28 protein-coding genes are annotated in these 24,116 nt (G+C 72.9%); 22 read left to right on the top strand and 6 right to left on the bottom strand.

The window, feature by feature from the left end:
• Nucleotides 1–149 precede the first annotated feature (149 nt).
• From ACZ6ZT_RS15940 to ACZ6ZT_RS15915, 6 genes are all read left to right on the top strand, one after another.
• On the top strand, nt 150–473 hold the full coding sequence (locus tag ACZ6ZT_RS15940) for an integration host factor (protein ID WP_030234009.1): 324 nt from the start codon (nt 150–152) through the stop codon (nt 471–473).
• Between the two features lie 61 nt (nt 474–534).
• On the top strand, nt 535–1,098 hold the full coding sequence (gene gmk, locus ACZ6ZT_RS15935; protein WP_469719757.1) for a guanylate kinase: 564 nt from the start codon (nt 535–537) through the stop codon (nt 1,096–1,098).
• A gap of 76 nt (nt 1,099–1,174) precedes the next feature.
• On the top strand, nt 1,175–1,447 hold the full coding sequence (gene rpoZ / locus ACZ6ZT_RS15930; protein WP_004948662.1) for a DNA-directed RNA polymerase subunit omega: 273 nt from the start codon (nt 1,175–1,177) through the stop codon (nt 1,445–1,447).
• 101 nt (nt 1,448–1,548) lie between these two features.
• Nucleotides 1,549–2,775, top strand: a complete 1,227-nt coding sequence (gene coaBC, locus ACZ6ZT_RS15925) for a bifunctional phosphopantothenoylcysteine decarboxylase/phosphopantothenate--cysteine ligase CoaBC (RefSeq protein ID WP_469719756.1) — start codon at nt 1,549–1,551, stop codon at nt 2,773–2,775.
• Between the two features lie 195 nt (nt 2,776–2,970).
• Nucleotides 2,971–4,179, top strand: a complete 1,209-nt coding sequence (metK, locus tag ACZ6ZT_RS15920; protein ID WP_469719755.1) for a methionine adenosyltransferase — start codon at nt 2,971–2,973, stop codon at nt 4,177–4,179.
• An 84-nt stretch (nt 4,180–4,263) separates the two neighbouring features.
• The gene (locus ACZ6ZT_RS15915; RefSeq protein WP_469719754.1) at nt 4,264–6,363 is read left to right on the top strand and encodes a primosomal protein N'; all 2,100 of its coding nucleotides are present in this window, start codon (nt 4,264–4,266) and stop codon (nt 6,361–6,363) included.
• A 278-nt stretch (nt 6,364–6,641) separates the two neighbouring features.
• On the opposite strand, the gene ACZ6ZT_RS15910 is transcribed toward ACZ6ZT_RS15915, so the two are convergent.
• Nucleotides 6,642–7,169, bottom strand: coding sequence for a hypothetical protein (locus ACZ6ZT_RS15910; RefSeq protein WP_469719908.1), 528 nt, complete (start codon nt 7,167–7,169; stop codon nt 6,642–6,644).
• 251 nt (nt 7,170–7,420) lie between these two features.
• Between ACZ6ZT_RS15910 and fmt the strand changes: the two genes are divergently transcribed.
• The 8 genes from fmt to ACZ6ZT_RS15870 all read left to right on the top strand — a co-directional run bounded on the left by fmt (nt 7,421) and on the right by ACZ6ZT_RS15870 (nt 13,815).
• Entirely contained in the window at nt 7,421–8,353 is a 933-nt protein-coding gene (gene fmt, locus ACZ6ZT_RS15905; RefSeq protein WP_469719753.1) for a methionyl-tRNA formyltransferase, read from the top strand.
• Between the two features lie 121 nt (nt 8,354–8,474).
• On the top strand, nt 8,475–9,962 hold the full coding sequence (locus ACZ6ZT_RS15900; RefSeq protein ID WP_469719752.1) for an RsmB/NOP family class I SAM-dependent RNA methyltransferase: 1,488 nt from the start codon (nt 8,475–8,477) through the stop codon (nt 9,960–9,962).
• 49 nt (nt 9,963–10,011) lie between these two features.
• Entirely contained in the window at nt 10,012–10,557 is a 546-nt protein-coding gene (locus ACZ6ZT_RS15895) for a putative immunity protein (RefSeq protein ID WP_469719751.1), read from the top strand.
• A 190-nt stretch (nt 10,558–10,747) separates the two neighbouring features.
• On the top strand, nt 10,748–11,434 hold the full coding sequence (gene rpe, locus ACZ6ZT_RS15890) for a ribulose-phosphate 3-epimerase (protein WP_469719750.1): 687 nt from the start codon (nt 10,748–10,750) through the stop codon (nt 11,432–11,434).
• A gap of 138 nt (nt 11,435–11,572) precedes the next feature.
• Nucleotides 11,573–12,586 carry a sugar-binding transcriptional regulator gene (locus tag ACZ6ZT_RS15885; protein WP_073920265.1) on the top strand — a complete coding sequence of 338 codons (1,014 nt, stop codon included), beginning with the start codon at nt 11,573–11,575 and terminating at the stop codon, nt 12,584–12,586.
• Nucleotides 12,587–12,681: 95 nt separating this feature from the next.
• Nucleotides 12,682–12,903, top strand: a complete 222-nt coding sequence (locus ACZ6ZT_RS15880) for a CarD family transcriptional regulator (RefSeq protein ID WP_030157491.1) — start codon at nt 12,682–12,684, stop codon at nt 12,901–12,903.
• Nucleotides 12,904–12,976: 73 nt separating this feature from the next.
• On the top strand, nt 12,977–13,408 hold the full coding sequence (locus ACZ6ZT_RS15875) for a guanyl-specific ribonuclease (protein WP_469719749.1): 432 nt from the start codon (nt 12,977–12,979) through the stop codon (nt 13,406–13,408).
• Entirely contained in the window at nt 13,405–13,815 is a 411-nt protein-coding gene (locus ACZ6ZT_RS15870) for a barstar family protein (RefSeq protein ID WP_469719748.1), read from the top strand. Before ACZ6ZT_RS15875 ends, ACZ6ZT_RS15870 begins: the two co-directional genes overlap by 4 nt.
• An 84-nt stretch (nt 13,816–13,899) precedes the next feature.
• Here the strand turns inward: ACZ6ZT_RS15870 and ACZ6ZT_RS15865 are convergent, their stop codons facing one another.
• From ACZ6ZT_RS15865 to ACZ6ZT_RS15845, 5 genes are all read right to left on the bottom strand, one after another.
• Nucleotides 13,900–14,379, bottom strand: a complete 480-nt coding sequence (locus tag ACZ6ZT_RS15865) for a group II truncated hemoglobin (RefSeq protein ID WP_469719747.1) — start codon at nt 14,377–14,379, stop codon at nt 13,900–13,902.
• The gene (locus ACZ6ZT_RS15860) at nt 14,376–14,705 is read right to left on the bottom strand and encodes a putative quinol monooxygenase (protein WP_469719746.1); all 330 of its coding nucleotides are present in this window, start codon (nt 14,703–14,705) and stop codon (nt 14,376–14,378) included. The genes ACZ6ZT_RS15865 and ACZ6ZT_RS15860 overlap by 4 nt, the downstream gene beginning before the upstream one ends.
• Nucleotides 14,706–14,781: 76 nt before the next feature.
• Nucleotides 14,782–15,273 carry a hypothetical protein gene (locus ACZ6ZT_RS15855; RefSeq protein WP_469719745.1) on the bottom strand — a complete coding sequence of 164 codons (492 nt, stop codon included), beginning with the start codon at nt 15,271–15,273 and terminating at the stop codon, nt 14,782–14,784.
• Nucleotides 15,274–15,334: 61 nt separating this feature from the next.
• The gene (locus ACZ6ZT_RS15850) at nt 15,335–17,047 is read right to left on the bottom strand and encodes an FAD-dependent oxidoreductase (protein WP_469719744.1); all 1,713 of its coding nucleotides are present in this window, start codon (nt 17,045–17,047) and stop codon (nt 15,335–15,337) included.
• Entirely contained in the window at nt 17,044–17,316 is a 273-nt protein-coding gene (locus ACZ6ZT_RS15845) for a UBP-type zinc finger domain-containing protein (protein ID WP_469719743.1), read from the bottom strand. The genes ACZ6ZT_RS15850 and ACZ6ZT_RS15845 overlap by 4 nt, the downstream gene beginning before the upstream one ends.
• Nucleotides 17,317–17,592: 276 nt before the next feature.
• On the opposite strand from ACZ6ZT_RS15845, the gene ACZ6ZT_RS15840 reads away from it, so the two are divergent.
• Genes ACZ6ZT_RS15840 through ACZ6ZT_RS15805 form a run of 8 tightly spaced genes read left to right on the top strand, consistent with a single transcriptional unit; the run spans nt 17,593 to nt 24,115 of the window.
• Nucleotides 17,593–18,417: a type 1 glutamine amidotransferase domain-containing protein gene (locus ACZ6ZT_RS15840; RefSeq protein ID WP_469719742.1), complete on the top strand. Its 825-nt coding sequence runs from the start codon at nt 17,593–17,595 to the stop codon at nt 18,415–18,417.
• A gap of 34 nt (nt 18,418–18,451) precedes the next feature.
• Nucleotides 18,452–20,101, top strand: coding sequence for a thiamine pyrophosphate-binding protein (locus ACZ6ZT_RS15835; RefSeq protein ID WP_469719741.1), 1,650 nt, complete (start codon nt 18,452–18,454; stop codon nt 20,099–20,101).
• A 45-nt stretch (nt 20,102–20,146) separates the two neighbouring features.
• Nucleotides 20,147–20,578, top strand: coding sequence for a nuclear transport factor 2 family protein (locus ACZ6ZT_RS15830; protein ID WP_469719740.1), 432 nt, complete (start codon nt 20,147–20,149; stop codon nt 20,576–20,578).
• Between the two features lie 13 nt (nt 20,579–20,591).
• Nucleotides 20,592–21,047: a nuclear transport factor 2 family protein gene (locus ACZ6ZT_RS15825; protein WP_469719739.1), complete on the top strand. Its 456-nt coding sequence runs from the start codon at nt 20,592–20,594 to the stop codon at nt 21,045–21,047.
• A gap of 4 nt (nt 21,048–21,051) precedes the next feature.
• Nucleotides 21,052–21,444, top strand: coding sequence for a nuclear transport factor 2 family protein (locus ACZ6ZT_RS15820; protein WP_469719738.1), 393 nt, complete (start codon nt 21,052–21,054; stop codon nt 21,442–21,444).
• A gap of 16 nt (nt 21,445–21,460) precedes the next feature.
• Entirely contained in the window at nt 21,461–23,077 is a 1,617-nt protein-coding gene (locus tag ACZ6ZT_RS15815; protein WP_469719737.1) for a GMC family oxidoreductase, read from the top strand.
• Nucleotides 23,070–23,681, top strand: a complete 612-nt coding sequence (locus tag ACZ6ZT_RS15810; RefSeq protein WP_469719736.1) for a DJ-1/PfpI family protein — start codon at nt 23,070–23,072, stop codon at nt 23,679–23,681. The genes ACZ6ZT_RS15815 and ACZ6ZT_RS15810 overlap by 8 nt, the downstream gene beginning before the upstream one ends.
• A complete protein-coding gene (locus ACZ6ZT_RS15805) occupies nt 23,681–24,115 on the top strand; it encodes a VOC family protein (RefSeq protein ID WP_469719735.1) in 435 nt (144 codons plus the stop codon). The genes ACZ6ZT_RS15810 and ACZ6ZT_RS15805 overlap by 1 nt, the downstream gene beginning before the upstream one ends.
• Nucleotide 24,116: the final 1 nt, after the last annotated feature.

The following is a 24,116-nucleotide window of genomic DNA, read 5'->3' as shown; positions in this document are numbered from 1 at the left end:
TGACTGGAGCGGCCTTGGCCGCTAGTCTCCGACCAGAGTGAACGAGCAGCGAACGATTTCCGTCGCTGCTCGGGGGCTCGCCTGGCGTGGTGCCTTCGGGCTCTGCGCCGGTCCGTATCCGACAGTTCGACATCCGAGGTGACGTAGGCGTGGCTCTTCCGCCCCTTACCCCTGAACAGCGCGCAGCAGCGCTCGAAAAGGCCGCCGCGGCTCGCCGGGAGCGGGCCGAGGTGAAGAATCGACTCAAGCATTCCGGCGCCTCCCTCCACGACGTCATCAAGACGGGACAGGAGAACGACGTCATCGGCAAGATGAAGGTCTCCGCCCTCCTTGAGTCGCTGCCCGGCGTGGGCAAGGTCCGCGCCAAGCAGATCATGGAGCGCCTCGGCATCTCCGAGTCCCGGCGTGTCCGAGGTCTCGGTTCCAACCAGATCGCCTCTCTGGAGCGCGAGTTCGGCGGCAGTGGCGCCTGAGGCGTCGCCCGAAGTACTCCCGGCGTTCTCAGGCAGTCCCGAGAACCTGGATAATCGCTCTATGGCAGCAGAGGTTCGTCCGCGGCTGACCGTGCTCTCCGGCCCCTCGGGGGTCGGCAAGAGCACGGTCGTCGCGCATATGCGCAAGGTCCACCCCGAGGTATGGCTCTCGGTGTCGGCCACCACCCGCAAGCCGCGGCCCGGTGAGCGACACGGAGTCCACTACTTCTTCGTCAACGACGACGAGTTCGACAAGCTGATCGCCAACGGCGAGCTGCTGGAGTGGGCCGAGTTCGCGGGCAACCGCTACGGCACACCGCGCGGCGCGGTGGCGGAACGGCTGGAGAACGGCGAGCCGGTCCTGCTGGAGATCGACCTCCAGGGTGCCCGCCTCGTCCGCGAGTCCAAGCCGGACGCGCAGCTGGTCTTCCTCGCCCCGCCGAGCTGGGAGGAGCTGGTCCGCCGGCTCACCGGCCGCGGGACGGAATCGCCCGAGGTGATCGAGCGTCGGCTCGGCGCGGCGAAGATCGAACTCGCTGCCGAATCCGAGTTCGACACCACCCTGGTCAACACCTCCGTCGAGGACGTGGCGCGCGAGCTGCTAGCCTTGATGAAAGTTGTTTGATCGTTGATCGATGCCGTCGTCTCCGTCGGTGTCCGGTCAATGTCTGATCTTTCACCCATTCTTCGGAAGGTAGAGCGTGTCCTCTTCCATCACCGCGCCCGAGGGCATCATCAACCCGCCGATCGACGAGCTGCTCGAGGCCACGGACTCGAAGTACAGCCTCGTGATCTACGCGGCCAAGCGTGCGCGGCAGATCAACGCGTACTACTCGCAGCTCGGTGAAGGCCTGCTGGAGTACGTCGGTCCGCTGGTGGACACCCACGTCCACGAGAAGCCGCTCTCGATCGCCCTGCGCGAGATCAACGCGGGCCTGCTGACCTCCGAGGCCATCGAGGCCCCGGCCCAGTAGGGCACGGAACATTCCTTTCACCACAGGCCCGGCGGAACATCTGCCGGGCCTGTGGTGTGTCATGGATGCGTAGACGACTGGTTACGGATGGGGAGCGCGTGGTGGACAAGCCGAAGGTCGTGCTGGGGGTCAGCGGCGGGATCGCCGCCTACAAGGCCTGTGAGCTGCTGCGCCGGCTGACCGAGTCCGGGCACGACGTACGGGTCGTGCCGACGGCCGCCTCGCTGAACTTCGTCGGCGAGGCCACCTGGGCCGCGCTCTCCGGCAACCCCGCCTCCACGCGGGTCTGGGAGAGCGTCCACGAGGTGCCCCACGTACGCATCGGCCAGGGCGCCGACCTCGTCGTCGTGGCCCCCGCCACCGCCGACATGCTGGCCAAGGCCGCCCACGGGCTCGCCGACGACCTGCTCACCAACACCCTGCTCACCGCCCGCTGCCCGGTGGTCTTCGCCCCGGCGATGCACACCGAGATGTGGGAGCACCCCGCCACCCAGGAGAACGTGGCGACGCTGCGCCGGCGCGGCGCGGTCGTCATCGAGCCCGCCGTCGGCCGGCTGACCGGCAAGGACACCGGCAAGGGGCGGCTGCCCGACCCCGAGGAGATCTTCGAGGTGTGCCGCCGCGTCCTGGCGCGGGGGACCGCGGAGCCGGACCTCGCCGGGCGGCACGTGGTGGTCAGCGCGGGCGGCACCCGCGAGCCCCTCGACCCGGTCCGCTTCCTGGGCAACCGCTCCTCCGGCAAGCAGGGGTACGCCCTCGCCCGTACGGCCGTCGCGCGCGGCGCCCGGGTCACCCTGGTGGCCGCCAACGCCGCGCTGGCCGACCCGGCCGGGGTGGACGTCGTACGCGTGGGCACGGCCCTGCAACTGCGGGAGGCGGTGCTCAAGGCGGCCGCGGACGCCGACGCCGTGGTGATGGCCGCGGCCGTGGCCGACTTCCGGCCCGCCCGGTACGCCGACGGCAAGATCAAGAAGCAGGACGGCCGGGAGCCCGAGCCGGTGGCCCTCGTACGCAACCCCGACGTGCTCGCCGAGCTCTCCGCCGAGCGCGCCCTGGCCGGCCAGGTGGTGGTCGGCTTCGCGGCCGAGACCGACGACGTCCTCGCCAACGGCCGGACCAAGCTCCGCCGCAAGGGATGCGACCTTCTCGTGGTGAACGAGGTCGGCGCGGCCAAGACCTTCGGTTCGGAGGAGAACGAGGCTGTGATCCTCTCCTCTGACGGGTCCGAGGTGGCAGTGCCCTACGGTCCTAAGGAAGCCCTGGCCGATGTCATTTGGGACCAGGTGGCGCCCAGGCTCGCCCCCAGGGCGGACTCGCGACGCGCCTGAGCGTGTGCCTTCTCGTCGGGAAATCCGTACGTCAGAATGGAGTGCCGCAGGTCACATGGCTCCCATAAGGCGAGACGGGTGGTCCGGCGCACGGTGTCGACCGATAAACTGCACATCTGGAACGTGACCGGGCGCAGCCTCCGGTGTGGTTCCGCCCATGATCAGCCAGCAGCCGCTGCAACCCCAGGGAGCGTTGTGTCCCGTCGCCTGTTCACCTCGGAGTCCGTCACCGAGGGTCACCCCGACAAGATCGCTGACCAGATCAGCGACACCATCCTCGACGCGCTCCTCACCGAGGACCCGACCTCGCGTGTGGCCGTGGAGACCCTCATCACGACCGGTCTCGTGCACATCGCGGGCGAGGTGACGACCAAGGCGTACGCGCCGATCGCCCAGCTCGTCCGCGACAAGATCCTCGAAATCGGTTACGACTCGTCCAAGAAGGGCTTCGACGGCGCCTCCTGCGGCGTGTCGGTGTCCATCGGCGCGCAGTCGCCCGACATCGCGCAGGGCGTGGACACCGCCTACGAGCAGCGCGTCGAGGGTGACGAGGACGAGCTGGACCAGCAGGGCGCGGGCGACCAGGGCCTGATGTTCGGCTACGCCTGCGACGAGACGCCCGAGCTGATGCCGCTGCCGATCCACATCGCGCACAAGCTCTCGCGCCGGCTGTCCGAGGTCCGCAAGAACGGCACGATCCCGTACCTGCGCCCCGACGGCAAGACCCAGGTCACCATCGAGTACGACGGCGACAAGGCCGTGCGCCTCGACACGGTCGTCGTGTCCTCGCAGCACGCGGCCGACATCGACCTGGACTCGCTGCTCGCTCCCGACATCCGCGAGTTCGTCGTCGAGCACGTGCTGGCCCAGCTCGTCGAGGACGGCATCAAGCTGGACACCGAGGGCTACCGGCTGCTGGTGAACCCGACCGGCCGCTTCGAGATCGGCGGCCCGATGGGCGACGCCGGCCTCACCGGCCGCAAGATCATCATCGACACCTACGGCGGCATGGCCCGCCACGGCGGTGGCGCCTTCTCGGGCAAGGACCCGTCGAAGGTCGACCGTTCCGCCGCGTACGCCATGCGCTGGGTCGCCAAGAACGTGGTCGCCGCCGGGCTGGCCGCGCGCTGCGAGGTCCAGGTCGCGTACGCCATCGGCAAGGCCGAGCCCGTCGGCCTGTTCGTGGAGACCTTCGGCACCGCCAAGGTCGAGGTGCAGAAGATCGAGGACGCCATCGGCGAGGTCTTCGACCTGCGCCCGGCCGCGATCATCCGCGACCTCGACCTGCTGCGCCCGATCTACGCCCAGACCGCCGCCTACGGCCACTTCGGCCGCGAGCTGCCGGACTTCACCTGGGAGCGCACCGACCGCGTCGACGCCCTGCGCGCCGCCGCCGGTCTGTAGGCACCGCCCGCTCGTCACGGACGGCCCCGGACCCTCGCGGTCCGGGGCCGTCCGTTGTCGGCGGCGTTTGGTAAGAATGCCGGTATGAGCAGCGCGAACGATTCCCCGCCGGAACAGCTCGCACTGATCCGGGAGATGGTCGCCGAGGCGAAGGCCAAGGCGCCCAAGGCCAAGCCGCGCACCTGGCGCGGGGCGGCCCTCGCCGAGGAGCTGCCGGTCGCGCGGGTCCTCGTCAACAAGGGCGTGCTCCATCTCGACCAGCTGTGGGACTACGCCGTGCCCGCCGAGCTGTCCGAGGCCGCGCAGCCGGGCGTCCGGGTCCGGGTGCGCTTCGGCGCCGGCGCGCACCAGGTGCACGGCGGCCGCCGCGAGGGCGGCGGGCTCATCGACGGGTTCATCGTCGAGCGCCGCGCGGAAACCGACTACCACGGCGCCCTCGCCGCCCTCGCCCACGTCGTCTCGCCCGAGGTCGTCCTCGGCCCCCGGATGCTCGCCCTCGCCCGGGCCGTCGCCGACCGCTACGCGGGCAGCCTCGCCGACGTGCTCCAGCTCGCCCTGCCCCCGCGCAACGCCCGCGCCGAGGCCAAGCCCTCGCCCGAGCCGCTGCCCCCGCCCGCCGCGCCCGAGCCGGGCCCCTGGGCGCGCTACGGCGTGGGCCCGGCCTTCCTGCGGGCCCTGGCCGACGGAGCGGCCCCCCGCGCGGTGTGGACGGCCCTGCCCGGCCCCGCCTGGGCCGATGAGCTGGCCCGCGCCATGGCCGCCACCCTCGCCTCCGGCCGCGGCGCCCTCGCCGTCGTCCCCGACGGGCGCACGGCCGCCCGGGTCGACGCCGCCCTCACGGCCCTGCTCGGCGAGGGCCGGCACGCCCTGCTCACCGCCGAGTCCGGCCCCGAGAAGCGCTACCGGCAGTGGCTCGCGGTCAGCCGGGGCTCGGTGCGGGCCGTCGTCGGCACCCGGGCCGCCATGTTCGCCCCCGTACGGGACCTCGGGCTCGTGGCGGTCTGGGACGACGGGGACTCCAGCCACGGCGACGACCACGCCCCCTTCCCGCACGTCCGCGAGGTGCTGGAACTGCGCGCCGTCACCGACGGCTGCGGTTTCCTCGCCGGGAGCACCAGCTGCACGGTCGAGGCCGCCCAGCTCGTGGAGTCCGGCTGGGCCCGACCGCTCGTCGCCGACCGGGAGACGGTGCGCGCCACCGCCCCGCGCATCCGTACCGTCGGCGACGAACTGCTGGCCCGCGACGGGGCAGCCCGCCAGGCACGGCTGCCGAGCCTGGCCTGGGAGACCGTACGGGAGGGCCTGAAGACCGGCCCCGTACTGGTGCAGGTGCCGCGCCGGGGGTACGTGCCCCGGCTGGCCTGCGAGCGCTGCCGGACCCCCGCCCGCTGCCGGGTGTGCGCCGGGCCGCTGGAGGCCCCCGACGAGCGGGACCTGCACTGCGGCTGGTGCGGGCGGGCCGAGAGCGCCTGGCACTGCGAGGAGTGCGGCTCCTTCCGGCTGCGGGCCCAGGTGGTGGGCGCGCGGCGGACCGCGGAGGAGCTGGGCCGGGCCTTTCCCGCCGTGGCCGTACGGACCTCCGGGCGCGACCACGTCCTGGACGAGGTGCCGGACCGGCCCGCGCTGGTGGTGTGCACCCCGGGCGCCGAACCGGTCGCGGCGGGCGCCGGGTACGCGGCGGCGCTGCTGCTGGACGGCTGGGCCATGCTGGGCCGGCCCGATCTGCGGGCGGGGGAGGAGGCGCTGCGCCGCTGGATCGGCGCCGCCTCGCTGGTGCGGCCCGAGGGCCAGGTCGTGGTCGTCGCCGAGCCGACGCTGCGGCCGGTGCAGGCGCTGGTGCGCTGGGACCCCGTCGGGCACGCCGTACGGGAGCTGGCGGAGCGGGCGCAGCTGGGCTTTCCGCCGGTGTCGCGGATGGCCGCGGTGGCCGGCCGGGGGGAGGCGCTGGAGGCCTTCCTCACCGCCGCCGAGCTGCCCCCGGACGCGGAGGTGCTGGGTCCCGTACCGCTGCCCGGGCGGCGGGGGGAGCCCTCGCCGGGGGAGCGGGCGCTCATCCGGGTGCCGCCGGGGAGCGGGGCCGCGCTGGCCGCCGCCCTCAAGGCCGCGCAGGCCGCCCGGCTGGCGCGGGGGGTCGCGCCGGGCGACGCGGTCCGGGTCCGCGTCGACCCGCCCGACATCGGCTGAGGACCGTACGCAGGGGCCGCGGGGCGCGGCGGGGTCGTACCTGCCGCCCTCCGCTCGTGCCGTGCCGTCGGCAGGGGCGGGGACGCGCGGAGCGGAGTCGCACCCCGCGCGGCGTTCGGGCGCACCGGGAGCGGAGCGTCCGGACAGGGGGTCGGGGCGGAACGCCTGGGTGAGTGGCGGAACGGCGGACAGGGGGCGGCCCCGCGGCCGCCGCCCGGCAGGGGCGGTGGCCGCGGGGCCGGTGCCGTCGGGGGTCGGCGTCCCGGCGGCGGGGAGCGTCAGCCGTTGCGCGGGCCCGGGAGGGCCGACTGGCGGGCGGCCGGGACGGCGGCGGCGGCCTGGGCCTCCTCGCGCACCGGCTGCGGGGGCACCGAGCGGGCCGCGGGAATGATGGGCAGCGGCCCCAGGGTCCTGGGCGCGGTGCTCTCGGCCTGCGGCTCCGCGGGCTCGGCGGCCTGCGCGCGGCGGGCCCCGTAACGGCGGTGCACGGCCTGCTTGGTGACGCCGAGAGCCGAACCGACCGCGTCCCAGGAGAAGCCGAGGGAGCGGTCGAAGTCCACCGCCGCGGTGACCAGCGTCTCGACGCTGTCCCGCAGCTCCTGGGCGAGCCGGACGGTGGGCGCGGGGGCCCGGCCGTAGACGACGAAGCCCGTGGAGGGGCCGGAGCGGCGGGGGCGGTAGACGTTGCCGAGCTGAGCGGTGAGCGTACGCAGAGCGTCCACCTGCCGGCGAACCCGCTCGATGTCCCTCACCAGGAGGTGCAGGCTGGCCCGTGCTTGGGCGTCATGGGTGGCGTGGTCGGCCATGGAGAAGCCTCTCGAACCGGTGCTGAAGAGCGGATCGGGCCGCATACACCGTTCTTGATCGCGGCCCGTTTCGGTCAATCTGTCTTGACCAACGCGTCATGAGGCGAGTAAGTCACGCCCGGGGGGCGTGTCGGCATATGCGAGAGGCGCGCGGGTGTGCGTACGCCCCCTCGCCGCCGCAGGCGGGTGCCCCGGTACGGGCCCCCTAGACTGGTGCGCTGCTGACAGCCGAGATAGCGAGGTAGGACCCAGTGAAGCTGGTCTTCGCAGGCACCCCCGAGGTCGCCGTGCCCGCCCTGGACGCCCTGATCGCCTCCGGGCGGCACGAGGTCGCCGCCGTGATCACCCGGCCCGACGCCCCCGCCGGCCGCGGCCGCAGGCTGGTCGCCAGCCCCGTCGCCGAGCGCGCCGAGGAGGCCGGCATCGAGGTGCTCAAGCCCGCCCGGCCGCGCGACGCGGACTTCCAGGCCCGGCTGCGCGAGATCGCCCCGGACTGCTGCCCCGTCGTCGCCTACGGGGCCCTCATCCCCAAGAGCGCCCTGGACATCCCCCGCCACGGCTGGGTCAACCTGCACTTCTCGCTGCTGCCCGCCTGGCGCGGGGCCGCTCCCGTACAGCGTTCGATCATGGCGGGGGACGAGGTCACCGGCGCCTCCACCTTCCGGATCGAGGAGGGCCTGGACACCGGCCCCGTCTTCGGGGTCCTGACCGAGGAGATCCGCCCGACCGACACCAGCGGCGACCTGCTGACCCGGCTGGCGTTCGCCGGGGCCGGACTGCTCGGCGCCACCATGGACGGCATCGAGGACGGCACCCTGCGCGCGGTCGAGCAGCCCGCGGAGGGGATCTCCCTCGCGCCGAAGATCACCGTCGAGGACGCCCGCGTCGACTGGAACGCCCCCGCGCTGCGCGCCGACCGCGTCGTGCGCGGCTGCACGCCCGCGCCCGGCGCGTGGACCGTCTTCCGCGGCGAGCGGCTCAAGCTGATCTCCGTCGGCCTCGTCCCCGACCGCACCGACCTGGCGCCCGGCGTGCTGGCCCCGGCCAAGAACAACGTGTACGTGGGCACCGGCTCGCACGCCGTGGAACTGCTGTGGGTGCAGCCGCAGGGCAAGAAGCCGATGAAGGGCGCCGACTGGGCCCGCGGCGTGCGGATCGCCCCCGGCGAGCGGCTGGCGCCCTGACGGCGCGGGGCCGACGTAGGCTGAACCCGAGCCGGTCGGCCCGGCGCGCCGCCCCGCGCGGCACACTCCCGCAGTACCTCGTGACCCCCGCAGCACCTCGTAACCCCGGAGCACCTTTCACGTGAGCGAACAGCCCCGTCGTCGTCCCGCCTCCGCAGGCGGTGGCAAGCCGTCCGGCCAGCAGGGCGGCAAGCCCGCCAAGCCCTACCGCCGGCCGCAGAAGGACCCCGTCCGGCTGCTGGCCTTCGAGGTGCTGCGGGCGGTGGACGAGCGCGACGCCTACGCCAACCTCGTGCTGCCACCGCTGCTGAAGAAGGCCCGCCAGGACGAGAGCTTCCAGGCGCGCGACGCCGCCCTGGCCACCGAGCTCGTCTACGGCACCCTGCGCCGCCAGGGCACCTACGACGCGGTGATCAAGGCCTGCATCGACCGCCCGCTGCGCGAGGTGGACCCGCCGGTCCTCGACGTGCTCGCGCTCGGCGCCCACCAGCTCCTCGGCACCCGCATCCCCACCCACGCCGCGGTCTCCGCCAGCGTGGAGCTGGCCCGCGTGGTGCTCGGCGACGGCCGCGCGAAGTTCGTCAACGCCGTCCTGCGCAAGATCTCCGCGCATGACCTCGACGGCTGGCTGGAGCGGGTCGCGCCGCCGTACGAGGACGACGCCGAGGAGCACCTCGCGGTCTACCACTCGCACCCCCGCTGGGTCGTCAGCGCCCTGTGGGACGCGCTGGGCGGCGGCCGGGCCGGGATCGAGGACCTGCTCGAAGCCGACAACGAACGGCCCGAGGTGACGCTGGTCGCCCGCCCGGGCCGGTCCACGCCCGGGGAACTGCTGGAGGCGGTCGGCGAGGACTCCGCGCTGCCGGGCCGCTGGTCCCCGTACGCGGTCCGGATGGCCGAGGGCGGCGAGCCGGGCGCGCTGGAGGCGGTCCGCGACGGGAGCGCCGGGGTCCAGGACGAGGGCAGCCAGCTGGTGGCGATGGCCCTGGCGGCGGTCCCCGTCGAGGGGCGCGACGCGCGCTGGCTGGACGGCTGCGCGGGTCCGGGGGGCAAGGCGGCGCTGCTGGCCGCGCTGGCCGCCCAGCGCGGAGCCTTCCTGCTGGCCTCCGAGAAGCAGCCGCACCGGGCGCGGCTGGTGGAGAAGGCGCTGGCCGGCAACCCGGGCCCGTACCAGGTCATCGCGGCCGACGGCACCCGGCCGCCGTGGCTGCCGGGCTCCTTCGACCGGGTCCTGGTCGACGTCCCCTGTTCCGGCCTGGGCGCGCTGCGGCGCCGGCCCGAGGCCCGCTGGCGGCGGCGCCCGGAGGACCTGGAGGGCTTCGCCCCGCTCCAGCGCGGACTGCTGCGCGAGGCGCTGGCGGCGGTGCGGGTCGGCGGCGTCGTGGGTTACGCGACCTGCTCCCCGCACCTGGCGGAGACCCGGGTCGTCGTGGACGACGTCCTCAAGGGGCGCGGCGCCGGCATCCGGCCGGTGGCGGCCGAACTGATCGACGCCCGGCCGTACATGGGGGGCGTCCCGGCCCTGGGCGACGGCCCCGACGTCCAGCTGTGGCCCCACCTCCACGGCACGGACGCGATGTACCTGGCCCTGCTCCGCCGCACCGCGTAACGGCCCCCGGCCCGCGGAACGGTGACGCCGGGTCCGGCAGGATGGCCGCATGGACCAGGTGATCATCAGCGACGAAGAGCGGCGGGAGCTCGGGGGCTGGACCGCCGGCTGCGCCGAGCGGGTGCTGGCGCTGTTCGAGGAGCGGGCCCCGGCCGACGGCCGTCCCCGGGAGGCGCTGCGGGGAGTGCGGGCGTACGCGCGGGGCGAGATCGGGCGGGGGCCGTTGCGGACGCTGGCCACGGCCGCGCTGGCGGCGGCGCGGGAGGCCGGGGATCCGGTCGCCGGGGCCGCCGCGCGGGCCGCGGGGTACGCGGCGGCGAGCCCGTACATCCACGCCCTGGCCAGCCCGCACCAGGCGAAGCACGCCCTCGCGCCCGCGATGCAGGCGGCCCGCGCGGCCGAGATCGCGGCGGGGGAGGACACCGCCGTCGGCGACGAGGAACTGCGCCGGGCGCTCGGGGAGGCGCCGCCGGCGGTGGCCGCCATCATCCGGCAGCTGCCGGTCTTCGTCCCGGGCCGCAGCCGGCTGGACGCGATGCGCCACCGGCTGGAGGAGGCGTTGCGGAGCCGGCCGGGCGGCGCGGACGACCGGTGACCCCAGGCGCGGTCGCCGCCGGGGCGTGCCGGTGCGGCGCGCCGCGAGGCGGAGGGGCGGGGTGCCTACCCGGCGCACTCGGACGGTCCGGCACAGCGGCGGGCTCGCGTGCGGCAGTGGGTTTTTCCGGTCACGGGACCAGTTCCGGGGCCGTGGCCGGAAGTGGCCGTGGGCATGGCAGGCTTGGGGCATGGCCGTTCAGATCAATCCCAGCATCCTGTCCGCCGACTTCTCCCGCCTCGCCGAGGAGGCGCGGGCCGTCGAGGGGGCCGACTGGCTGCACGTCGACGTCATGGACAACCACTTCGTCCCGAACCTCACCCTCGGCGTCCCCGTCGTGGAGTCCCTGAGCCGCGCCACGGACATCCCGCTGGACCTGCACCTGATGATCGAGGACCCGGACAGGTGGGCGCCGCAGTACGTGGAGGCCGGCGCGGGTTCCGTCACCTTCCACGCGGAGGCCGCCGCGGCCCCCGTGCGCCTGGCGCGGGAGATCCGGGCCCAAGGGGCGCGGGCGGCCATGGCGCTCAAGCCCGGCACCCCCATCGAGCAGTACGAGGACATCCTGCCCGAACTGGACATGGTGCTGATCATGACGGTCGAGCCGGGCTTCGGCGGCCAGTCGTTCCTGGACATCATGCTGCCCAAGGTCCGCCGCACCCGCGAACTCATCGCCAAGCACGGACTGGACCTGTGGCTCCAGGTCGACGGCGGCGTCTCGGCCTCGACGATCGAACGGGTCGCGGAGGCCGGCGCCGACGTGTTCGTGGCCGGCAGCGCGGTCTACGGGGCGGTCGATCCGGCCGCCGCCGTACGGACGCTGCGCGAGCAGGCGGGCGCGGCGATCGCCGCCGCGCCGTGGGCGTGCGACCACTGAGGCAAGGGTTGGTGAACAGCTCGGTGAACGGAAGCCGTCCAGGCTGATCAACGGCCGTCGGATCTGACAGGATGAACGGCGAGTCGAGAGTGTGAACACGACAGTGTGAACAGCAGTGAGGAGAACGCGGTGTCTGCAATGTCGGCGGGACGGTCAGCCCTGCGGATGGGACCCGCGGAGCTGGTGCAGGCGGCGGCCATGGCGCGCCGTTTCTACCTGGAGGGCAAGTCCAAGATCCAGATCGCCGAGGAGTTCGGCGTGAGCCGCTTCAAGGTGGCCCGGGTCCTGGAGACCGCCCTCGAACGCGACCTCGTACGCATCGAGATCCGCGTACCGGCCGAACTGGATGCGGAGCGCTCCGACGCGCTGCGCGCCCGGTACGGGCTGCGGCACGCCGTCGTGGTGGAATCGCCGGCCGACGCGACCGAGGACGCTCCGGACCCGGAGAACCTCGGCGCGGTCGCCGCCGACCTGCTGGGCGAGCTGGTCAACGAGGGCGACGTCCTCGGCCTGGCCTGGGGGCGCTCCACCATCCACATGGCCGCCTCGCTGCACCGGCTGCCCCCCTGCACCGTCGTCCAGCTCACCGGCGTGTACGACGCCGGGACGGCCGAGCGCGGCTCCGTGGAGGCCGTCCGCAGAGCCGCGCAGGTCTCGGGCGGCGACGCCCACCCCATTTACGCGCCGATGCTGCTGCCCGACCCGGCGACCGCGGCCGCGCTGCGCGGTCAGACGGGCATCGCGCGGGCCTTCGAGTACTTCGACAAGGTCACCGTCGCCGCCGTCTCGATCGGCTCCTGGGAGCCGGGCATCTCCACCGTGCACGACATGCTGACCGACGAGGAGCGGGCGCACTACGCCTCCCTCGGCGTGGCCGCCGAGATGTCCGCGCACCTCTTCGACGCGGAGGGCCGCCGGGTCGGCCGGGACCTCGGGGAGCGGTGCATCACCGTCGAGGCGGACCGGCTGCGCCGGATCCCCGAGGTGGTGGCGATCGCGGGCGGGCTGCGCAAGGCCTCCGCGATCGGCGCGGTGCTCCGCTCGGGGCTGGTGACCAGCCTCGTCACCGATACGGCGGTCGCCGACTACCTGCTCACCGAGTCCGCTCCGGGGCTGCGGCCGGCGCTCGACCGGGCCGACCCGGACGACTGACGGGGCCTCGCGGCCGGCCGGAGATCCGGATGGTGCCGGAATCGAGACCCGAACAGCGGACCGCGGGGCGGCTCCGGGGGCGCATACTGGATTCAATGACTAAGTCAGCAGTACCTCGCCGCCATTTGCCGTCCAGCCCGTTCAAGGCCCCCGTGGAACCGCCGCTCCGGCAGTTCAGCGTCGGCGACCGGGTGAGTCACGACGAGCACGGCCTCGGCCGTGTCGTCGGGATCGAGGAGGGGATCGCCGTTCTCGTCGACTTCGGGTCGGTCCAGAAACGCATCCTGAGTCCGTACACCAAGATGTCCGCGCTCTGAACCCGTTCCCCGGGTGAGCGGTTCGCCCGTAGGGCGGTTCGCGAGCGAATCGGATATTTGGCACGATCGGTGCATGATCTTTCGGAACGTGCCCCGATCGCTGCTGCGTGCGCTGGGTGCGCTGTTCCTGTGCGTCGCGCTGGCCGGCGCGGCGGGCTGCGGTGGTACGTCCGCCCCGGCCCCGCCTGCCGCCAGCGCTGTCAGCGATGCCCCCGGGTGGGCCAAGGGGATGGCCACCGTACGGGCCGACGCGCTGCCGCGGCAGGCCCGCGAGGTGCTGGCCCTGATCGACCGGGGCGGCCCGTACGCGTACCGGCAGGACGGGACCGTCTTCGGGAACTTCGAGAAGGCCCTGCCGCAGCGCAAGCGCGGCTACTACCACGAGTACACGGTCACCACACCGGGCGAACGCGACCGCGGGGCCCGGCGGATCGTGACGGGCGGGGGCGGGGAGTTCTACTACACGGACGACCACTACCAGACCTTCAAGGCGGTTCTCCGATGAGCCTGGACCCGCAGCCCCTCGCCCCCGCCCTGGCGGCCGCCGAGGAGGCGGGCTGGAGCGTCCTGCGGCTGGACCTGGACGGCGTACGGAGCAAGGCCGCGCTGATGCGGCGCTGCGCGGACGCCCTCGCGGTGCCGCGGTGGTTCGGCGGGAACTGGGACGCGCTCGCGGACGCCCTCACCGACCTGTCGTGGCTGCCCGAGGCGCCGGGACGGCTGCTCGCGGTGACCTCCTGGCGGGGGTACGCCGCCGAGCGGCCCGGGGACTGGGAGACGCTGCGGGAGGTGCTGGAGGAGGCCGTGGACTTCTGGCGCGCGGCCGAGGGGGCGCCGCCGCTGACCGTACTGCTGGCGGGGCCGGATGCGGCGGCGGCGGGGGAGACCCGCCCCGGGCGCCGGCGCGGCTGACGGGCGCACGGGCCGGGCGGTCCGGTACATGCCGGGGTTCCGCACGCGTCGGACGGGGACGGCTCTCGCCGCCCCCGCCGGTGCTCACTCGGGTGTCGTGGTCTTCGGGACCCACGGCGGGGTCTGGCCCCAGGACCAGACCGGGATCTTCGCCGCGTTCACCGGCGGCGGGTTGGGGCCCGAGTAGATCAGGGCCATCCGGGTGCCCCACTCGATGTAGTAGACGAACACCGCCCGGAACTCCGGGTCCGTCGGCAGGCCGACCTCGTCGGCCGTGTCCAGCAGCAGCTCCACCCAGCGGCGGCGCTGCTTCTCGGTGATGCCGCGTCCCAGGTGCTTGGTGGCCATGTGCGGGTGGCCGCCGTGGTGCGCCGAGTACTCCGCCGGGCCGCCGAAGACCTCCGACAGCCAGACCGCGACGTGCCGCGGGTGCTCCGCGTCCATGCCCGCGAAGACCGGAGCCAGGATCTCGTCCTTCAGGGCGTGCCCGTAGAAGACGTCGGTGAGGCGCAGCAGGGCCTGCTCGCCGCCCATCCACTCGTAGATCGTGGGCGTCGTGCTCATGACTGACCGGCGGCCTTTCCCGGACCCGCCACACCGGTCACGAGGTAGTGCTGCATCTCCTCGATGGCCGTCACGTACGGGCGGATCGCGCTGAAGAACGCCGGGAAGTGCTCGCCCTTGCGGAAGCCGTTCAGGTGGGCGTCGATCGAGGTCCAGCGGATGCGGAGGATGTAGCGCTCCTTCTCCTCCTCGCAGTGGGCCAGCTCGTAGTCGACGCACTCGGGCGAGGCGGCCAGGGCCTCGGCGGCCCTCGTGTACGCCTCCTCGAACGCCTGCTGGTCCTGCGAGGCGATCCGGTAGCGGATGTACTCGACGGTCGTGGTCATGGTGTGCGTGCCTCTCCCTGGGATCAGGTGTCCTGGCTACCTTTCCGGGATCATGTCCGCCCGGCGACGCTTTCCCCTACTCGGACCGCGACTTCTGGAGGTCGGGGCCCTCGGCGCGCACCTGACGCACCCGGTCGAGGGAGTCGCGGAGCTCGGTGAGCCAGGTGTCGGTGTTGTTCCCGACGAGGCGCACGCACCAGGCCAGGGCGTCGGCGCGGCTGCGCGCCACCCCGGCGGCGACCAGGGTGTCGAGCACCTGGCGCTCCGACTGGCGCAGCCGGGTCATGACGGGGACGGCGAGGTGGGTGAAGAGGGTGGTCTCCTCACCCGACCGCACGCCCCAGGCGACCTTGCGGCGGTAGAGCTCCTCCGCCTCGCGCGCCACCTCGACGCGCTGCTCGCGGGTGCGCTCGCGGAACTCCTTGACGGACTCGGACGCCGGCACGGTGCCGACGACGGTGATCTCCTCCCGGTCGACGGTGACCGAGACGAGGGACTCGTAGACGTCCACCGGCAGGCGCTCGGTGAACCAGGCGCGGAGCTGCTCGCTCTGTTCGGCTGTAATCATGTAATCAACGTTGCATCCGCTCTCCCGGTGAGCGCAAGGGCCCGGGCGTTCGCTCTCGGCTTCAGCCCATCGAGCGGTAGCGGTGGATCAGCGATACCGCCATCGCGCCCTCGCCGACGCCGGAGGCGACCCGCTTGACCGAGTGGGCCCGTACGTCGCCCGCCGCGAAGACCCCGGGGACGCTGGTCTCCAGCGGGTAGGGGGCCCGCTCCAGGCTCCACTCGGCGGGGAGTTCGCCGCCGTTGGCGATCAGGTCGGAGCCGGTGAGCACGAAGCCGAACTCGTCGCGCTCGACCACCCCGGCCAGCCAGTCCGTGTGCGGGCGGGCGCCGATGAAGGTGAACATGAAGCGGGCCGGGGTCACGGTGTCCTCGCCGGTGTCGGCGTCGTGCAGGGTGATCCGCTCCAGGTGCTCGTCGCCGTCCAGCGCGACCACCGTGGTGCGGACCCGCACCTCGATGTTCGGGGTGCGTTCGATCTCGTCGATCAGGTAGCGGGACATGCTCGCGTCCAGGGAGGCCGCCCGCACCAGGATCGTCACCCGGGCCGCGTACTTCGCGAAGTGCACCGCCGCCTGGCCGGCCGAGTTGGCCCCGCCGACGATGAACACGTGCTGCGAGATGCACGCCGAGCTCTCCGTGGTGGCCGCGCCGTAGTACAGGCCCGCCCCCTCGAAGCGGTCCGCGCCGGGGGCCTGGAGGCGGTTGTACGAGACCCCGGTCGCCAGCAGCACCGTCTCGGCGCTGATCTCCGTACCGTCCGCCAGGGTCAGGATCTTCGCCGGGTCGTCGCGGGTCAGGGAGACCACCTCGACCGGGTGCAGGATCTCGGCGCCGAACCGGGTCGCCTGGATGGTGGCCCGGCGGGTGAGGTCGCCGCCCGACAGGCCCGAGGGGAAGCCGAGGTAGTTCTCGATCAGGCTGGAGGTGCCGGCCTGGCCGCCCGGGGCCCGCGAGTCCAGCATCAGGGTGGACAGGCCCTCGGAGGCCGAGTACACCCCGGCGGCGAGCCCGGCCGGACCGGCGCCGACGATGACGCACTCGTAGTGGGGGCGCGAGGCGGTGGTGGCCAGACCCAGGCGGCGGGCGAGTTCGGTGTCGGACGGGGCCGAGAGCACCGAACCGTCGGGGAAGCGCACCAGCGGGAGCGCCGCGTCGGCCTGTGCCGCGGCGATCACGGTGAGCGCCTCGGGGTCCCGCTCGACGTTCAGGAAGCGGAACGGCTGCCCGTTGCGGGTGAAGAAGTCCCGGACGGCGTGGGTGCCCGGGGAGACCAGGTGGCCGGCGACGAGGATCCCGTCGTAGGCCGGCCGGTAGGTGGCCAGCCAGTCGGAGAGCAGGTCGTCCAGGACCGGGAAGAGCCGCTCGTGGGGCGGGTCCCAGGGCTTGAGCAGGTAGTAGTCCAGCCGCACCCGGTTGATGGCGGTGATCGCCGCGTCCGTCTCCGCGTACGCGGTGAGCAGGACCCGGCGGGCGTCCGGGAAGCGGCTGACGGCTTCGAGGAGGAACTCCACGCCGGTCACGTCGGGCATCCGCTGATCGACGAGGAACAGGGCCGGGTCGTGGCCGCGCTCGTCGAGGGAGTCCAGGATCTTCAGCGCGTCGGCGGCCGAGGAGGCGCCGAGCACCCGGTAGCGGTCGCCGTAGGCGCTGCGCAGGTCGCGGCGGACGGCGCGCAGCACCTGCGGGTCGTCGTCCACGGCCAGGATGACGGGCTTACGGGTCTCGGCCCGCTCGGCGGCGGAGCCCGCGCCGGCGCCCTTGCGCGCGTTCACGCCGGGTCCAGCATCAGCTGGTCGGCGTAGCACCAGGCCCAGTCCTCGCCGGGCTCGTGCGAGGCCGCGACGGCGTGCTCGGTGGTGCGGTAGTGGCGTGTGGCATGACGGTTCTTGGACGAATCACAGCAGCCGACGTGCCCGCAGCTCAGGCACATCCTCAGGTGTACCCAGCTGTCACCGGACAAGAGGCACTCCTCGCAGCCCTCGGTGGTGGCCTTCACCGGACGTATCTGGTCGATGTGTGTGCACAACAGGTCCATCGTCATCGTCCCCGTCCCTCTCCTCGCGCACTCGTGCTCCCCGGCCCGCCCGTGGGGCACGGCGCGTCCAGAACATAGGGCGGAGATCCGCGAAAGGTTCATCGATCCGGCCGAGGTCAGGAAGTCCGGCGGGTACTTCCTGACCTCGCGGGACGACTAGGTGAGGTGCCGGGACCACCTTGCCCGCTACCTCACGAAGTCGCATTCGCGCCCTTTGACGCAGGCCCCGGCCGCACGCAGTGTGGGGGACGCCAACACAACAGGCGGCGCCTGGAGGAATTCGTGAGCAGAAAGATTCTGGTCATTGTCTCCGAACACGGTTACTGGGCCGAAGAACTGATCGGCCCGGTGTCGAAGTTCGACGAGCGGGGATATGAGACCGTATTCGCCACGCCGACCGGAAAGCGTGCGCACGCACTTCCGCCGAGCCTCGACGCGGACTACGTCGACCCCCCGCTGGGCCGCTCGGTGACCACCGAGGAGAACGCCCGGCTGGGCCGCGAGTTCGAGCAGTCGAGCCGGCTCGACTCGCCGCTCGACATCGAGGCCTGGGTGCCCGAGCGCCCGTACACGAGCGATGCGGGCTACCTGCGCGAGCTGGAGCAGTACCACCGCGATCTGGACAAGCTGGACGCCGACGTCGCGGACTACGACGCGATCCTCATCGTCGGCGGCAGCGGCCCGATCGCCGACCTCGCCAACAACGAGCGCGTACACGCCCTGATCCTGGCCTTCAAGAAGGCCGGCAAGGTCGTCGCCGCCGAGTGCTACGGGGTCGCCTGCCTGGCCTTCGCCCGGGACTGGGACGACCGCAAGAGCATCGTCTGGGGCAAGCACGTCACCGGCCACTGCAAGGAGTACGACTACAAGGACGGCACCGGATTCCTCGGCACCGACTTCAACATGGGGCCGCCGCCGTACCCGCTGGAATACATCCTGCGCGACGCCACCGGCCCGCGCGGCGCCTATCACGGGAATTTCGGAAAGCCGGTCTCGGTGATCGTCGACTTCCCCTTCGTGACGGGCCGTTCGACCCCCGATTCCTATCTCACGGGGCAGAAGATCGTGGAAGTCCTGGAAGACGGCCTGACCCGCTACGGCTGGTGAGCGCGCGTTCCGCGGGAGAAGAGGGGGGAATAGCGTGAACGCCAAAGCGACTCCCGGCCGGGAAAGGCTGATCGAGCAGTTCAAGGCCGACGGCCTGACGGTGATGTTCGGAAATCCGGGAACGGTGGAACAGGGATTCCTCGACGCGGTCGACGCGGCGCCGGACTTCCGTTACGTCCTCGCGCTCCAGGAGACGGTGGCCGCGGGCATCGCCGACGGCTACGCCCGCGCCACCGGCGGCGCGGCCCTGCTCCAGCTGCACTCCGGCGTCGGCCTCGGCAACGGCATCGGCATGCTGTACCAGTCGCTGCGCGGGCACACCCCGCTCGTCGTGGTCGCCGGGGACGCCGGCGTCCGCTACGACGCGATGGACGCGCAGATGGCCTCCGACCTGGTGGCCATGGCCAAGCCCGTCACCAAGTACGCGACCCGGGTCACCGACCCGCGCTCCGTGCTCCGCACCATCCGGCGGGCCGTGAAGATCGCCCTCACCCCGCCGCGCGGCCCCGTCTTCGTGGCGCTGCCCATGGACGTGCTGGACGAGCTCAACTCCGAGCCCGTGCTGCCCGCCACGGTGCCGCTCACGGACGTGGCCCCCTCGCCCGCCTCGGTGGGCCGGGCGGCCGAGCTGCTGGCCGGCGCCGAACGCCCGGTCGTGCTGGTCGGCGACGGGGTGGCGCTCTCCGGGGCGCAGGCCGAACTCGCCGCCGTGGCCGAGCTGCTGGGCGCCGACGTGTACGAGGTCGACTCCTCCGAGGTGAACATCAGGGCCTCGCACCCGCTGCGGCGCGGCCAGAGCGGCCACATGTTCGGCCCGCACAGCAAGGAGCTGATCGCGGACGCGGACGGGGTGCTGATCGTGGGCACCTACGTCTTCCCGGAGGTGTTCCCCGAGCTGGAGAACCCCTTCCGGCCCGGTGCGCGGGTCGTGCACATCGACCTCAACGCCTACGAGATCGCCAAGAACCACCCCGTGGACCTGGGGCTGGCCGCCGACCCGCGGCAGGCGCTGCGCGCGCTGGCCGGCGTACTGGAGGGGCTGCTGACCCCGCGGCGCCGGGCGGCGGCCGCCGCGCGGCTCGACGTACGGACCCGGGAGCGGGTGCGGGAGACGGCGGCCGCCGCGGCGGACGAGGACGGCTCGCCGATGGCGGTCTTCCTGCGGACGCTGGCCGAGCGCACCGGCCGGGACCTGATCGTCTTCGACGAGGCGCTGACCACCTCGCCGCTGGTGACCCGGTACCTGCCGCCCGAGCGGCCCGGCGACTACCACCTCACCCGGGGCGGATCGCTGGGCGTCGGCTTCCCGGGCGCGGTCGGCGCGAAGCTCGCCCGCCCCGACCGGCTCGTCGTCGGCTTCGCGGGCGACGGCGGGTCGATGTACACCTACCAGGCGCTGTGGACGGCGGTCCGGCACGGGATCGACGCCAAGTTCGTGGTCTGCAACAACCGCAAGTACCGGCTCCTCGACGACAACATCGCCCAGTACTGGCGCGAGCGGGACATCGCCGAGCACCCCTTCCCCGGCTCCTTCGACCTCGGCCACCCCGAGATCGACTTCGCCGGCCTGGCCAGGGCGCTGGGCGCCGACGGCACCCGCGTGGAGAAGCCCGACGAGGCGGTGGCCGCCGTGGCGCGGATGCTCGCGCACCCCGGCCCGTACCTCGTCGACGTCCAGATCTGAGCAGCGCCCCACACCGACGGAAACCGACGGACAGGAGGAGACCGCATGCCCGCCGAGCGGCTGACCGAGGACGCGATCCGCACCTTCACCGAGAACTGGTACGTGGCCCTGGACCGGCACCTGCCGCTGGACCAGGTACTCGCCCTGATCACCGAGGACCTGGAGTTCAAGGTCCCCGAGGACACCTTCCTCGGACACCAGGGCTTCGGCCGCTGGTACGACGCCGTGACCCACCGGTTCTTCGACGAGGTCCACACCGTCACCAAGGTGGAGCCCGTCATCGAGGGCGACCGGGCGATCGTCCGGGTCCTCGTCAACTGGCAGGCCAAGATCTGGGACCCGCCGGCCGCGCGCAGCCAGTGGCTCGGCTTCGACGCCGACCAGACCTGGACCCTGGTGGCCGGCCCGGCCGGCCCGCTGATCAGGCAGTACACGGTCAACGAGCTGGCGCCGATGCCCGGCTCCGGCGCGCTCTGAGAAGGCGGCGGCCATGACCGAAGTGACGCGTGAACGGGTCGAGGCGGCCTACCGGGCCCTCGGCTCCGGCGACCGGGCGCGGATCCTGGAGTACTACGCCGAGGACCTGCGCTGGCTGGTCCCGGGCAACCACCCGCTGGCCGGCTGGTACGAGAGCCTGGACGCCTTCCTGGAGCTGATGGGCCAGACCCACAAGCTCACGGGCGGCACCTTCCGGATGGACCTGGAGGCCGTGCTGGTCGGCGAGGACTGCAGCGCCGACGTCTGCCGCAACGTCGCCCTGCGCGAGGGCGCCGACCCGGCGAGCACCACCCCGTACGAGCGGATGGACTACCCGGTCTTCCACTTCATGCGCTGGCGCGGCGGCCGGATCGTCGAGGGCCGCGACGGGCTCTTCGGCGACACGGCCTGCGCCTTCAGCCAGTTCTGGGCGCCCTTCGCGCCGGACGGAACCCGCAGGGACCGATAGGGGGATGACAGCAGTGAGCGCGACCGACGACGCCCGAACGATCCTCACCAGGTACTACGAGTACGCCAACGCCGGTGACTGGGACCGCTGGTGCGACCTGTTCGCCGACGACCAGGTCATGGACGAGCAGCTCGCCGGGCACATCGAGGGCCTGGAGACCCTGCGCTCGATGATGAAGGGCATGGGGACCATGTACCGGGCCTTCCGCAACGAGCCCGTGCACTTCCTCGTCGACGGGGAGAAGGCCGCGGCCGTCTCCCACCTCAGCGCCGTCAGCCCGGCCGGCGAGGCCATCGAGGCCGAGGTCATGAACTTCTTCCGGATCGTGGACGGACGCATCGTCTACATGGCGAACCACCACGACACCGTCCCCTTCCAGGTGCTCGGCCGGGACTGAGGGGAGGACGGGCAGCGTGGCCACAGAGCAGTACGACTACGTGATCGTGGGTTCCGGAACCGCCGGCGCGGTCCTCGCGAACCGGCTCTCCGAGGACCCGGACGTCTCGGTCCTCGTCCTGGAGGCGGGCGGCTCCCGGATCCCGCCCGAGGTGGACGACCCGTCCTCCTGGTACAAGCTGCTGGGCGGCCCCGTGGACTGGGGCTACACCAGCGTCCCGCAGCCGGGCCTGGGCGGACGGCGTACGTACGAACCGCGCGGCAAGGCCCCCGGCGGCAGCAGCAACCTCTACATCATGATGCACGTCCGGGGCCACGCCTCGGACTTCGACAACTGGGCCTACCAGGGCGCGGCCGGCTGGGCCCACGAGGACGTGCTCCCGTACTTCGCCCTGCTGGAGGGCCAGGAGGACGCCACCGCGCCCACCACCGGCACCCACGGCCCGCAGCGGATCACCCACGCCGGCCGCCACCGCCCCAACCCGGTCTCCCGCGCCTTCATCGACGCGGCCGTGGAGCTGGGCCACCAGGAGATCGCCGACTTCAACACCGACGGCCCCCGGCGCGGCCTGTTCGGCACCGGCTGGCACCACATCGACGTCGCGGACGGCCGCCGCCAGGGCGTCCTGGCCGCCTACCTGGAGCCCGCCCTCGGCCGGCCCAACCTGACGCTGCGCACCGGCGCCCAGAGCACCCGGCTGCTGGTCGACGGGGACACCTGCACCGGCGTCGAGTACGTACAGCAGCGGCCGCCGGACACCTTCGCGGGCCGGACCGTGCGCGACGGGCACAGCCGCGACGCGGCCCCCGGGACGCACACCGTACGGGCCCGGCGCGAGGTGGTCGTGGCGGCGGGGGCGATCGAGTCGCCGAAGCTGCTGCTGCTCTCCGGGATCGGGCATCCGGAGCAGCTGCGCGAGCACGGGATCGCGGTCACCGCGGCGCTGCCCGGGGTCGGGGAGAACTTCCACAACCACGTCCTGACCGGGCTGATGGCCGAGGTCACCCAGGAGCTGCCGGCGCCCGCGCAGAACCTCTCCGAGAGCGCTCTGTTCCTGTCCTCGCGGCCCGGCCTGCCGGCCCCCGACCTGCAGATCGCCTTCGTCCACGTCCCGTTCGACGTGATCGTCGGCCAGGACCACCCGAACACCGTCTCCATCCTGCCCGGTGTCGTGCGGCCCGTCTCGCGCGGCTGGATCAGGCTGGCGAGCGCCGATCCGCTGGCCCACCCGCTGATCCACCCGAACTACCTGGGCGACCGCTGGGACCTGGAGCGGATGGTGCAGGGCGTCAAGACGGCCCGGGAGCTCTTCGCCACCTCGGCCTTCTCGCCCTGGTACAAGCAGGAGCTCACCCCGGGGCCGGGCACGGCCGGCGACGAGGAGCTGCGGACCTGGGTGCGGCGGAAGGCCGAGAGCTACCACCACCAGGCCGGCTCCTGCCGCATGGGCGTCGACGACCTCGCGGTGGTCGACCCCGAGCTGCGGGTGCACGGTGTACGGAACCTGCGCGTCGTCGACGCCGGCGTGATGCCGGCCGTCCCGTCGGGCAACTGCCACACCGCCATCGCGATGATCGCCGAACGCGCGGCCGACTTCATCAGCGGCCGGAACAGAGGGGCCTCACGTGCCTGACGTCGTACTGCGCGAGGGCGCGCTCACCGGGACCCGGATCGCGGTCCTGGTCGAGAGCGACTTCTACGAACCCGAGATCTCCTACTACCAGCGCCGGTTCGCGGAGGAGGGCGCCGAGGTCGACTTCCTGACCCGGCTGTGGGGCAACGACTCCATCACCTTCACCGGGCACGAGTACCGGGCGCCCTTCACCGCCGACCGGTCCCTGGAGGGCCTCGGCGACGAGGAACTGCGCGGTTACGCCGCCCTCATCGTGCCCTCGGGCATGGTGGCCGACCGGCTGCGCTACACGGAGGACGTGGACGTACTGGCCCCGGCGACGGAGCTGCTGCGCCGGGCCTTCGAGGAGCCGACCGTCCTCAAGGGGATCATCTGCCACGGCATGTGGCTGGCGTCCTCCATCCCGGAGAAGGTGCGCGGCCGCAAGGTGGTCTGCCACAACAACCTGGTCGGCGACGTCCGCAACATGGGCGCCGAGTACGTCGACGAGGACGTGGTGGTGGACGGGGACCTGGTCACCGGCCGCACCGGCGGCCACCACCACCTCTTCGCCCGCCGGATCATCGATCTGCTCGCGGCGGGGCGGGGCCGGAGGGCCGGCTGATGGCGGCCCCCATGGTCTGGTCGCACGTGGGCCTGAACTGCGCCGACCAGAAGACCACCGAGGAGTTCTACACCCGCCACTTCGGCTTCAGCCGGGCCCGGGTGGTCGACCTCGGGGAGAGCCGGATCGTGTTCCTGCGCAAGGGGGACGCGTACCTGGAGCTCTTCGCCGCGGTCGCCGACCCGGCCCGCGCGGCACACGAGGACGGCCCGCCGGCCCCGGGCCGCGTACGGCACCTGGCCTTCCAGACCGACAGCGTCGACGCCTTCCTCGCGGAGCTGGGCGACGCCGCCGAAGTGACCCTGGGGCCGCTGGACTTCGACGACTTCATCTGCGGCTGGCGGACCGTCTGGGTCCGTGACCCGGACGGAGTGATCGTCGAGGTCAGCCAGGGATTCGAGGACGACCGCTCACACGACAAGGACGGTGCATGAC

The organism is Streptomyces sp. NPDC102258, assembly GCF_055584685.1.
This window is presented reverse-complemented; position numbering and strand designations above follow the sequence as displayed.